Origin of the sequence: Streptomyces sp. NPDC127119 (assembly GCF_042677425.1) — a bacterium.
Lineage (GTDB): Bacteria > Actinomycetota > Actinomycetes > Streptomycetales > Streptomycetaceae > Streptomyces.
In genome coordinates this window covers 1-11,453 of record NZ_JBHXTO010000093.1, presented here as the reverse complement: position 1 = coordinate 11,453, position 11,453 = coordinate 1, and the positions used below count along the sequence as shown (strand labels likewise).

Sequence of the window (11,453 nt, the reverse complement as noted above, 5' to 3'; positions counted from 1 at the left end):
GGAGCCATGGCCGTCACCGCAACCTCCCCCGTCACCCGCCCGTCGACGGCCACGTCCCGGGCGGGCGCGGTCGCGGTGACGGCCGCGCTCGTCCTCCTGGTCGTGGCCCTCGGGATCGTCGACATCACCCAGGGCACCGCAGCCGTCGGACCGGCCGAGGTGTTCAAGGCCCTGATCGGGCAGGGCGAAGGGGCCGACGCGTCCGTGGTGATCGCCTCCCGGCTGCCGCGGATGGCCGCCGGCATCCTGGTCGGCGTCATCCTGGGCGTGGCGGGCGCCGTACTGCAGGCCGTCAGCCGCAACGTCCTCGCCTCACCCGACACCCTCGCGGTGAACGCCGGTTCGTATCTGGCGCTCGGCCTGGTCGGCGCCACCGGCGTCTCGCTGCCGCTGCTCGCGTCGTCCGGCGTCGCCTTCGCCGGCGGACTCCTCGCCGCGGCCGTCGTACTCGCCCTGTCCGGTCTCGGCACGGGCACCGTACGACTGGTCCTCGCCGGTACCGCGCTGGCCCTGGGGCTGAACTCCGTCACGGAGGGTCTGCTCCTGCTGTTCCCGGAGCAGACCGAGGGCCTCTACCAGTGGAACCAGGGCAGCATCAGCCAGAACGGCTTCGACGGCGTCCTCCAGATGCTGCCCATCGCCCTGCTGGGGATCGCCGGGCTGCTGCTGGTGGCACGCCGCGTCGACGCGCTCGCCCTCGGCGACGACGCCGCGCGCGGCCTCGGCGTCCCGGTCCGTGCCACCCGCGTCACGGTGGTCGTCCTGGCCTCGCTGCTGTCCGCGGCGGCGGTCACACTCGCCGGACCCATCGGCTTCGTCGGCCTGTGCGCACCGGCCCTGGTGCGTCCGCTCGCCCGCAGGCTCAGGGGCTTCGCCCGCGCCCGTACGACCCTGCCGGTGGCGGGACTCGTCGGCGCGGTGCTGGTCCTCGGCTCGGACGTGCTGCTCCGGGCCCTCGTCCCCTCGGACCGGGCGGTCGCCGTGCCCACCGGCGTCGTCACCAGCCTGGTCGGCGCCGTGTTCCTGGTGGCGATGGCCCTGCGGCTGCGGGACACCTCCGGAGCCGAGGCCCCTGACCGGATACGCATCCCCGGCCGGACCGCGTTCCTGGTGACCCTGGCCGGTCTCGTCGCCGTCGTCGTCGGTGTCACGATCGCCGGCGCCCTGCTCGGCGACAGCAAACTCCTGCTCGGCGACCTCGCCAACTGGGCGCAGGGCCGGGCCGGCCGAGGCGTGTCCTTCATCCTCGAAACCCGCGTCCCCCGCGTCCTCGCGGCCCTGTGCGCGGGCGCGGCGCTCGCCCTGGCCGGCACGCTCGTCCAGGCCGTGACCCGCAACCCGCTCGCGGAACCGGGCGTCCTGGGCGTGTCCGGCGGCGCCGCGCTCGGCGCCGTGCTCCTCGTCACGACCGCGCCCGTCGCCGGTACCTGGGGGGTCGCGGGTGCCGCGTTCGCGGGCGCCGCGGTGACCTCCGTCGTCGTCTTCGGGCTCGCCGCCCGCGGCGGCTACCAGCAGAACAGGCTGGTCCTCGTCGGCATCGGCGTCGCCGCCGGAACCGCCGCGCTGATCAGTCTGCTGATCGTGCTCACGGACCCGTTCAACGCCACGAAGGCGCTGACCTGGCTGTCCGGTTCGACGTACGGCCGGACCCTGCCGGACGTGCTGCCCGTCGCACTCGTGCTGGTGCTGGGCCTCGTCGTCGCCTTCGCCCGGCGCACCGAACTGGACCTCGTCTCCCTCGACGAGGACACCCCACGTCTCCTCGGCCTGCCGCTGTCCCGGGCCAGGCTCGGTTTCCTGGCGGTGGGTGTCCTGCTCAGCGCGACCGCCGTCGCCTCGGCCGGCACCATCGGTTTCGTGGGCCTGGTGGCACCGCACGCGGCCCGCGCCCTCGTGGGCCGACGCCATGTGCGGGTGGTGCCGGTGTCCGTCCTGCTGGGCGCCGCGCTCGTCTGCACGGCCGACCTCCTCGGCCGCACGGTCATCGCGCCCGCCCAGCTGGGCGCGGGCCTGATGACGGCCGTGATCGGCACGCCGTACTTCCTGTACCTGCTGGTACGAAGCCGCCGCTGAACCGGTGGAACCCCGGCGGGGGCTCCACCGGATGATGTCCGCTCAGCCGTCCGTCCGGTCGGCCGCCTGGTCGTCAGCCCCACCGTCCGCCCGGTCGTCCAGCGACGCCACGTACGGCAGGAGCTTGTCCGGGGCCATGACCCACATGATCCGGTCGATGCCCTCCGCCGACACGTCCACCGACAGCAGGGCCACGGCGTGTCCGCCGGACCGCACGACGACGGCCGGGCGGCCGTTGGCCTCGACCCAGCTGGCGTCCGACTGCGGCCAGAACCGCGGCGCGAAGGCGGCGAGGTACCGGGAGACGTGCAGGCGTCCGACCACCGCGATCCGCGAGGCGCCGCGCACCCCTCCACCGTCGGAGTAGCTGACGACGTCCGCCGCGAGGACGTCTTCGAGCGACTTCAGATCGCCGGTCTGCGCCGCGGTCAGGAACACCGTCAGCAGCCTCCGGTGCTCGCCGGGGCTGACCTGTTCCCTCCGCTCGGTGGCCAGGTGCTTGCGCGCCCGGCTCACCAGCTGGCGGGTGTTGGCCTCACTCGTCTCCAGGATGTCCGCGACCTGCCGGTAGGGGTAGTCGAACGCCTCCCGCAGGACGTAGGCGGCCCGCTCCACCGGGTTCAGCTTCTCCAGGAGATGGAGGACCGCGAGTTCGACCGCCTCGGCGCGTTCCGCCCCCAGGTGCGGGTCGAGGCTGGTGTCGACCGGCTCGGGGAGCCACGGCCCGATGTACGTCTCGCGGCGTACGCGGGCGGACTGGGCCGTGTTGATCGCGAGGCGGGTGGCCACGGTGGTCAGGAAGGCGGTCGGCTCGACGATGTTCGTGCGGTCGGCGTTCTGCCACCGCACCCACGTCTCCTGGAGGACGTCCTCGGCCTCCGCGGCGCTGCCGAGCATGCGGTAGGCGACTCCGAAGAGCTGGGGGCGCGCCGCGGTGAACTGCTTCGTCGCCGTCTCAAGAGAGTTGGCCTCGTCCCCGGCGTGCATCGATGTCCTTTCGCCCCAGATCACGTTCATGTTACAGCCGGGGTGCGAGGGGTGCGCGAGGGGTTCATGAGGGCTGCGTGCGCGGGCTCGGGCAGTCCCGGGACGGTCCGGCCGGGGTGCGCGCCCGATCGGCCGGCGGGTCCCCGCCCCGGCCACTGACGGCTTCGTCCCTCGCGCGGGGGACGACGTCATCGCCCGCTGGAGGGATGATCCCGAAGAGTCCCGACTGCCATACTGACCGGCGTGCCCCGTGCGACGGCTTGGCGTGACACCTGGATCGCGACGCGACGGCGAGTGTCCGAACTCCCGCACGTGGGCGCGCTGTTAGGGGCCCTGCTCGGGCCGGCCGCCGTCGTGGAATCGCTCGCCGAGTTCGTCGGCGCCCACGGGTCGGTACCCCGGCTGTTCGCCGACGCCACCGCGCGGGCCGACCCGCACGGCAGCGTCACGGGCGTGCAGTTCGCCATGGTGGTCGGGCTGTTGTGCCTGTCGACCGCCCTGCCGCTCGCCTTTCTGCGACCCCTGGCGGCCGGGGTCACCGTCACCACGGCGAGCATCGGCTCGCTGCTGATCTTCGGGACGCTGACCGTGGCGGGCCTGGCCGCCCAGCTCGTCGCCCAGTACCGGCTCGGCCGCGGCGGCTCCGTCCTGCCCGCGGCACTCCTCGGCACGCCCTTCCTCGTCCTGGCCCTCACCGGCCCCGACGACACCGGCCAGTGCGTACGGGTCGTGCTCGTCGCGGCACTGGCCCCGCTGGCCGCCTTCGCCGGACTGGCCGCCCGTTCCCACGAGCAGAACCGGCGGCACAGCGCCATCCGCGAGGTCATGGACGGCACGCGGTGGGAGAACGCCGCACGGGGCGAACGCGTGCGCATCGTCAGGGAGTTGCACGACGTCGTCGGCCACCACATCTCCATGATCGCCGTACAGGCCGAGACGGCCCGAATAGCCACTCCGGGCATGCCCGCCGAGGGAGCCGAACGACTGCTCGGCATCGGGGACACCGCCCGCGCGGCCCTGAACGAGATGCGCCGACTGCTCGGCGTGCTCCGCGAGGACACCGGGTCCGTCGCCGGCGGCGACCGCAGGCCGCAGCCCGACCTGGCACAGCTCCACGAACTGCTCGAAGAGGCGCGCAAGGCGTCCGCTGCATCCATCCGCCTCGTCCTCAGCGGCTCACCGAGCGCGCTGGACCCCGGCATCGAACTCGCCGCCTACCGCATCGTCCAGGAATCCCTCACCAACGCCCGCAAGCACGCCACCGGCGCCGCCGTCGACGTGGAACTCGTCTACGCCGACGAAGCGCTGCACCTGCGCGTCCGCGACAACGGCCCGGGACCGCCGCGCGAGCGGCCCACCGGCGGACACGGCCTGCTCGGCATGCGCGAACGCGCGTCCGCGGTCGGCGGCGACGTCCACACCGGCCCGGGGTTCGGCGGCACCGGTTTCGTCGTCGACGCCCGCTTCCCCGTCAAGGCACCGGAACCCCGATGACACCAGAGCCCTCGCGATGCCGGAGTCCTCGCGATGCCAGAGCCCCCATGACGGAAGAGATCTCATGACCAGCCCGTCCTCGCCGATCCGGGTCGTCGTCGCCGACGACCACGTCGTGGTCCGCACCGGTTTCGCCGCGCTGCTCGACAGCCAGGCCGACTTCACCGTCGTACGGACCGCGTCCTCCGGAGCGGAAGCGGTACGGGTCTGCCACGAGGTCTCCCCGGACGTGGTCCTCATGGACATCCGCATGCCCGAGATGGATGGCATCGAGGCCACCCGACAGCTCGTGGGCTCCTCGCCCGACGGCGTCGACGCACCGCGCGTCCTGATCCTGACGACCTTCGACCTCGACGAGTACGTGTACGACGCGCTGCGCGCCGGAGCCAGCGGCTTCCTCCTCAAGGAGGTGACCGCGGAACGGCTCTTCGACGCCGTACGTGTCGTCGCCGCCGGGGACGCGCTGCTCGCGCCCGGCATCACCCGCAGGCTCATCAGCGAGTTCGCGCTGATGCCCGCCAGACCCGACACCACACCGCCGCCCGGCATGAAGGCGCTCACCGCACGCGAGCGAGAGGTCCTCCTGCTCGTCGCCGAGGGCCTCTCCAACCCGGAGATCGGCGCCAGGCTGGTCGTCGGCGAGGAGACGGTGAAGACACACGTCAGCCGTATCCTCGGGAAGCTCGCGCTGCGCGACCGTACGCAGGCCGTGATCGCCGCGTACGAGACGGGACTTGTGGTGCCCGGCACCCGCAGGCCGCAATAGCGTGACCGCGCCGCAGTGGCGTGACCGGGCGGTCGCACGTCAGCCGCCACCCTCGGACAGCACCCGGTCCGCCCCACCTGTTCCGTCCCACCTGGTCCGTCCCTCCCGTGAGGGACGGACCGACCGCGTACTGGCTCCTGTGAGTGAGGCGGAACATGGCTCCTGGCCGTGACGACCCGGCCACCCCCTCCTCCCTAGTCTGCGGACATGGAGAAGGCGATCGACGGGTCGGACGCGAGGATCGAAGTCCGGGACGTGCGCAAGCACTTCGGAAGCACCCGGGCGCTGGACGGGATGACGTTCGACGTCAGGCCGGGACAGGTCACGGGCTTCGTCGGGCCGAACGGCGCCGGCAAGTCCACGACCATGCGCGTCATCCTCGGCCTGGACCGCCCCGACGAGGGAACCGCACTGGTCGGCGGGCGCCGCTACCGGGACCTGCGGACCCCGCTCACCCACATCGGGGCGCTGCTGGACGCCGCGGCCGTGCAGCCGAGCCGTACCGCCCGCCACCATCTGCTGTGGCTGGCCCACTCCCAGGGGCTGGGCGCCGGGCGGGTCGACGAGGTGATCCGGCAGGTCGGTCTCCAGGACGCGGCCCGGCGCAGGGCGGGCGGCTTCTCCCTGGGGATGAGGCAGCGCCTCGGCATCGCGGCAGCCCTCCTCGGAGACCCCCCGGTGGTCATGCTCGACGAGCCCTTCAACGGCCTGGACCCCGAAGGAATCAGGTGGATGCGGGGCTTTCTCGCCTCACTGGCCGGACAGGGGAGGGCCGTGCTGGTCTCCAGCCATCTGATGGGCGAACTGCAGGACATCGCCGACCATGTGGTGGTCGTCGGACGCGGCAAGGTCGTCGCCGACATGAGCGTGCGTGAACTGCTGGCGTCGATGTCCCGGGGCAGGGTGACCCTGCGGACGTCCGCGCTCGCCCGGGCCATGACGGTGCTGGCCCGCTCGGGCGCCACCGTGAGCTCCACCGGGGCCGACACGATCAGTGTGACGGGGCTGCCCCCGGAGAACGTGGTGTCCCTCCTCAGCCGGAACGCGGTGCCGTTCTCGGAGATCTCCGAGCACCGCGCCTCGCTGGAGGAGGCGTACATGGAGCTGACCCGGGACGCCGTGCAGTACCGCGGTGCCGTTCCCGAGGAGGCCGGCCGATGACCGCCACGTCGGCACCGCCCCGCACGACCGCACGGCCGGGCCGTGGCGGCTTCGGACGGCTCCTGCACGCGGAGTGGACCAAGTTCCGTACGGTACGGGGCTGGGTGTGGAGCGCGGTCGGCGCGGTACTGGTCATCTGCCTGGTGGGCCTGCTCGCCACGGCAGCCGACAACAAGGCCGCTCCGAACGGCAGTTCCGCGCTGCCCGTCGGCCCCGGCGGTCAAGCGGTCAACGACAGCTTCTACTTCGTCCACCAGAAGCTCCGCGGCGACGGCAGCATCACCGTCTCGGTGTCCTCACTGACCGGCGTCGTCCCGACGAACCCGGACGACAGCACGAGCGGCCTCGCACCGTGGGCGAAGGCCGGGGTCATCGTGAAGGACAGCCTCGACCAGGGGTCGTCGTACGCGGCGATGATGGTCACGGGCAGGCACGGCGTGCGGATGCAGTACGACTACACGCACGACATCGCCGGGACGACCGGGGCGACCGGGGCGACCGGAGCGGTCTCCGAGGAGGCTCCGCGGTGGTTGCGCCTGCGGCGCACCGGCGACTCGCTCACCGGCTACCAGTCGGCCGACGGTTCGAGGTGGACCGAGGTGGGCCGAGCGGACCTGTCCGGCCTCTCGGCGACACCGGAGGTCGGACTGTTCGTGACCTCGCCGTCCGTCGAGGAGGAGACCGGCACCGGAACGGGCTTCGCCCCGGCCGTCGCCACCGGCACCTTCGACCGGGTCACGCTGGGCGGCCGGTGGACCGGCGGCGCCTGGGCGAGCGATCAGATCGGCAGGGACGCCGGCACCTCCGCGAGCTACAGCCGGGACACCCAGGGCGGAGCCACCCCCTCCGGCGGCGGCTTCGAGGTGACCGGCGCGGGCGACATCGCGCCCGTCGTCGGCGGCCCCGCCACCAGCGGCGTACGGACCATCGAGAACTTCCTCGTCGGCGCGTTCGCCGGACTGATCATCATGGTCGTCGTGGGCGCGGGCTGCATCACCGTCGAGTACCGCCGGGGCCTGATCGGCCTGACCCTGGCGGCCGGCCCGCGCCGGGGCCGCGTCCTGGTGGCGAAGGGCCTGGTGGCCGGCTCCGTGGCCTTCCTCGTCGGCGTGGTCTCCGCGGCGGTCATGGTCCCCCTCGGGAGACAGCGGTCGGAGGCAGGCGGCTTCCCCGTCCTGACGGTACCGACGGCCACCGGACTGCGCGTCGTCGTCGGGACGGGCCTGCTGCTCGCCGCCGCGAGCGTCCTCGCCCTCGCCGTCGGCGCCATCCTGCGGCGCGGTGTCGTGGCCGTCACCGTGGTCGTCGTCGGCATGGTGCTGCCCTACCTCCTCGCGACCGCGTCCGTACTGCCCGCCGGGGCCTCGCGGTGGCTGCTGAGGGTCACTCCCGCCGCCGGCTTCGCCATCCAGCAGAGCGTCGAGCGCTACGACCAGGTCGTCACCGTCTACGCGCCCTCGTCCGGGTACTTCCCGCTGGCCCCCTGGACCGGCCTCGCCGTCCTGTGCGCCTATACGGCGGCGTCGTTCGCCGCCGCCGTGGTCCTGCTCCGCCGGAGGGACGCGTGAAAGCCGCCGGACGTGCCGAGTGGACGAAGCTGCGGACCGACGCGAGCAACGGCTTGCTGACGCTCGGCATGGTCGTGCTGACCCTCGCGGTCGGCGCCGCGGTGACCATGACCTCCAGGTGCGACGCCACCGGCTGCGGCGGGGACCCGGCGCGGCTCGGCCTCTCCGGCGTACTGGTCGGCCAGGTCGTCGTCGCGATCGTCGCGGTGCTGACGGTCGGCGACGAGTACAGCACCGGCATGATGCGGACGACGCTCACCGCGGTGCCGCGCCGCCTGACGGTGCTCTGCTCGAAGTCCGCCGTGCTCACCGCGGTGCTGCTGGTGGCGGGAACGGTCGCCGTCCTCGGCTCCCTGCTGATCGCCGGCCTCGTGCAGCCAGGGCGCGGCTTCACGGAGGAACACGGCTTCACGGCCCTGTCGTCGACCGACGGGGCGACGCTGCGGGCCGCCGTGGGCTCGGTCCTCTACCTCGTGCTGATCGGCCTGCTCAGCCTGGGCGTCGCCGTGGTCGTACGGAACTTGGCGACCGCCGTCGGGATCGTCCTCGCCCTGCTGTTCGTCTTCCCGGTACTGGCCCAGGCGGTCGCCGATCCGGACTGGCAGCGCCACCTCCAGCAGATCGCCCCGATGACGGCCGGCCTCGCCGTCCAGACGACCGTGCGCGTCGGCGACCTGCCGATAGGCCCCTGGCAGGGCCTGGGCGTCCTGGCCCTGTGGGCGGCCGGCGCGATGACCGCGGGCGGCTGGCTGCTGCGCGCGCGGGACGCGTAGCGAAGACGAGAAGGCAGGACGCGTAGGCAGGACGCGCAGGGAAACGGGCCTGTCCACACCCGGCGCACCCTTTTAGCTCATATGAACTGTTTCGCATTCTCGTGTCGGGTACCCGGCACCAGGGCGGAACGCGAGGTTCCGTCCGGGCCCGCCCTTCCTCGTCGTTCTGGAGATTTCATGTCAGGCCAGCACAAGAGCTCGTTCGTGACCGTGAACCCGGCCACCGGGGAGACCCTCAAGGAGTTCCCGGCCATCGAGGGCGGACAGGTCGATGCGGCGCTTGAGACGGCCGACCAGGCGTTCCACGCATGGCGGGGGCGGCCGATCGCGGAGCGCGCCGCCGTCGTGGGCCGTGCGGGCGAGCTGATGAAGGAGCGCAAGGAAGAGCTGGCCCAGCTCATCACCCTGGAGATGGGGAAGCTGATCTCCGAGGCGCGCGGTGAGGTCGATCTCGCCGCGTCGATCCTCGGGTACTACGCACAGCACGGGCCGGACTTCGCCGCGGCCGAACCGCTCGACGTGGAGGAGGGGGAGGCGTACCTCGTCAACGAGCCCCTCGGTGTCCTGCTGGGCGTCATGCCGTGGAACTTCCCGCTCTACCAGGTGGTCCGTTTCGCGGGCCCCCATCTGGTGCTGGGCAACACGGTGCTGGTCAAGCACGCCGGCATCTGCCCGCAGTCGGCGCTGGCGCTGGAGTCGCTGTTCCGCGACGCACAGGCCCCCGCGGGCGTCTACACGAACCTGTTCGTCAACCACGACGAGATCTCGCGCATCATCGACAGCCCTGTCGTGCGCGGAGCCTCCCTGACCGGCAGCGAGGGAGCGGGCGCCCAGGTGGCCGAGCGCGCCGGGCGGAACCTCAAGCCCAGTCTGCTGGAGCTCGGCGGCAGCGACGTGTTCATCGTCCTCGACGGCGAGAACCTGGAGCGCACGGTCGGGGCCGCCGTGGCGGGCCGGATGGCGAACACCGGCCAGAGCTGCGTGGCCTCGAAGCGGTTCATCGTGCTGGAGGACGTGTACGACGACTTCGTGGACGGGCTGCGCCGCGGGTTCGAGGAGCTGCGGCCCGGCGACCCCTCCGACGAGGCGACCACCATCGGGCCGCTCTCCTCGGAGCAGGCGGCCTCCGACCTGGCCGACCAGATCCGCGAGACGGTCGACCAGGGCGCGGAACTCGTCACCGGCGGCCACCGGATCGACCGGCCGGGCGCCTTCGTCGAACCCACGATCATCACCGGCGTCAAGCCGGGCATGCGCGCCTACGCCGAAGAGCTCTTCGGGCCGGTCGCGGTGGTCCACCGCGTCGCCGACGAGGACGAGGCGATTGCGCTGGCCAACGACAGCCAGTACGGACTCGGCGGCTCCGTGTTCTGCGCCGACGTGGAGCGGGGCCGCAGGGTGGCGGAGCGCGTCGAGACCGGCATGGTCTGGGTGAACCACCCCACCTCGACCCAGCCCGACCTGCCGTTCGGCGGCATCAAGCGCTCCGGCTACGGACGCGAGCTCTCGAAGCTCGGCATGCAGGAATTCGTGAACCGCAAGCTGGTACGGATCCTGCCGCCGGACGCGGAGCTGAGCGGCATCGCGGGCTGACCGGCCCCCACCCCACCGAGCCCCATCCCACCGGGCCCCGCCCGCCGAACCCCACCCCACCGAGTCCTGCCCCCGCCACACCCCCATGCCTCTTGAAACCGCGACCACAGGAGTTCCCGTGACCGCAGTACCCGCCATCACCCTCAACAACGCCGTGCAGATCCCGCAGCTCGGCTTCGGCACCTTCCAGATCCCGCCGGAGGACACCCGCGAGACGACGCTGGCGGCGCTGGAGGCCGGCTACCGGCACATCGACACGGCGCAGATGTACGGCAACGAGAAGGAGGTCGGCCAGGCGGTCCGGGACTCCGGTCTCGATCGCGCCGACGTCTTCGTGACCAGCAAGCTCAACAACGACGCCCACGGGCACGACAACGCTCTCCAGGCGTTCGACCGCACTCTGGAGGCCGTGGGCCTCGACTATCTGGACCTCTTCCTCATCCACTGGCCGCTGCCCGCCAAGGGCGAGTTCGTGGAGACCTGGCAGGCCCTGGAGGAGGTCTACCGTTCCGGCCGGGCCAAGGCCATCGGCGTCTCCAACTTCCAGCCGCGCCATCTGCGCCGACTGCTGGAGGGCAGCGACGTGGTGCCCGCGGTGAACCAGATCGAGGTGCACCCCTACCTCACCCAGGACGAGGTCAGGGCCTTCGGTGCCGAGCACGAGATCGCCACCGAGGCCTGGTCGCCCATCGCGCAGGGCAAGGTCCTCGACGATCCGACCATCAACCGCATCGCGGAGCGGGTCGGCAAGTCGCCGGCCCAGGTGACGCTGCGCTGGCACATCCAGCGTGGGGACATCGTCTTTCCCAAGTCGGTCACCCAGAAGCGGATCGAGGAGAACTTCGACCTCTTCGGCTTCGAGCTCAGCGAGGGCGACATGGGTGAGATCAGCGCCCTGAACCGGAACGAGCGGACGGGCTTCGACCCGGACCGCTTCAACGGTTAGGACCTGTCCGGTCGATCACGGCGAAGACGCGGGGTGTGGCACGCACATCTGCGGCGTTGTCGTCGGTTGCCGACGCTCCGCGTCGACGCCCT

At 72.2% G+C, this 11,453-nt stretch carries 8 protein-coding genes and 1 pseudogene; 8 read left to right on the top strand and 1 reads right to left on the bottom strand.

Translation table 11 applies throughout. The features are described 5' to 3' along the window. Nucleotides 1-2,073: pseudogene (locus ACFVH5_RS30520) on the top strand (iron ABC transporter permease); the annotation flags it as partial. Between the two features lie 42 nt (nt 2,074-2,115). Here the strand turns inward: ACFVH5_RS30520 and ACFVH5_RS30515 are convergent. Next, complete coding sequence (locus ACFVH5_RS30515) at nt 2,116-3,060, bottom strand: RNA polymerase sigma-70 factor (protein ID WP_385836930.1); 945 nt, start codon at nt 3,058-3,060, stop codon at nt 2,116-2,118. A 243-nt stretch (nt 3,061-3,303) separates the two neighbouring features. Between ACFVH5_RS30515 and ACFVH5_RS30510 the strand changes: the two genes are divergently transcribed. The 7 genes from ACFVH5_RS30510 to ACFVH5_RS30480 all read left to right on the top strand — a co-directional run bounded on the left by ACFVH5_RS30510 (nt 3,304) and on the right by ACFVH5_RS30480 (nt 11,361). Beyond that, nucleotides 3,304-4,554, top strand: coding sequence for a sensor histidine kinase (locus ACFVH5_RS30510; protein WP_385836929.1), 1,251 nt, complete (start codon nt 3,304-3,306; stop codon nt 4,552-4,554). Nucleotides 4,555-4,618: 64 nt separating this feature from the next. Beyond that, on the top strand, nt 4,619-5,320 hold the full coding sequence (locus ACFVH5_RS30505) for a response regulator (protein ID WP_385836928.1): 702 nt from the start codon (nt 4,619-4,621) through the stop codon (nt 5,318-5,320). Between the two features lie 207 nt (nt 5,321-5,527). After that, on the top strand, nt 5,528-6,481 hold the full coding sequence (locus ACFVH5_RS30500) for an ATP-binding cassette domain-containing protein (RefSeq protein WP_385836927.1): 954 nt from the start codon (nt 5,528-5,530) through the stop codon (nt 6,479-6,481). Continuing rightward, nucleotides 6,478-8,049 carry an ABC transporter permease subunit gene (locus ACFVH5_RS30495; protein WP_385836926.1) on the top strand — a complete coding sequence of 524 codons (1,572 nt, stop codon included), beginning with the start codon at nt 6,478-6,480 and terminating at the stop codon, nt 8,047-8,049. The genes ACFVH5_RS30500 and ACFVH5_RS30495 overlap by 4 nt, the downstream gene beginning before the upstream one ends. Continuing rightward, nucleotides 8,046-8,822 (top strand): ABC transporter permease, encoded by a 777-nt coding sequence (locus ACFVH5_RS30490; RefSeq protein WP_385836925.1) that lies wholly within the window; start codon nt 8,046-8,048, stop codon nt 8,820-8,822. Before ACFVH5_RS30495 ends, ACFVH5_RS30490 begins: the two co-directional genes overlap by 4 nt. 177 nt (nt 8,823-8,999) lie before the next feature. Next, nucleotides 9,000-10,415 (top strand): NAD-dependent succinate-semialdehyde dehydrogenase, encoded by a 1,416-nt coding sequence (locus tag ACFVH5_RS30485; protein ID WP_385836924.1) that lies wholly within the window; start codon nt 9,000-9,002, stop codon nt 10,413-10,415. A gap of 118 nt (nt 10,416-10,533) precedes the next feature. Beyond that, entirely contained in the window at nt 10,534-11,361 is an 828-nt protein-coding gene (locus ACFVH5_RS30480; protein ID WP_385836923.1) for an aldo/keto reductase, read from the top strand. Nucleotides 11,362-11,453 lie beyond the last annotated feature (92 nt).

Bases quoted from the DNA above. Each gene is read 5' to 3' on its own strand.
- ACFVH5_RS30515 (WP_385836930.1), bottom strand. From the start codon at position 3,060: ATGCACGCCGGGGACGAGGCCAACTCTCTTGAGACGGCGACGAAGCAG.
- ACFVH5_RS30505 (WP_385836928.1), top strand. From the start codon at position 4,619: ATGACCAGCCCGTCCTCGCCGATCCGGGTCGTCGTCGCCGACGACCAC.
- ACFVH5_RS30500 (WP_385836927.1), top strand. From the start codon at position 5,528: ATGGAGAAGGCGATCGACGGGTCGGACGCGAGGATCGAAGTCCGGGAC.
- ACFVH5_RS30495 (WP_385836926.1), top strand. From the start codon at position 6,478: ATGACCGCCACGTCGGCACCGCCCCGCACGACCGCACGGCCGGGCCGT.
- ACFVH5_RS30485 (WP_385836924.1), top strand. From the start codon at position 9,000: ATGTCAGGCCAGCACAAGAGCTCGTTCGTGACCGTGAACCCGGCCACC.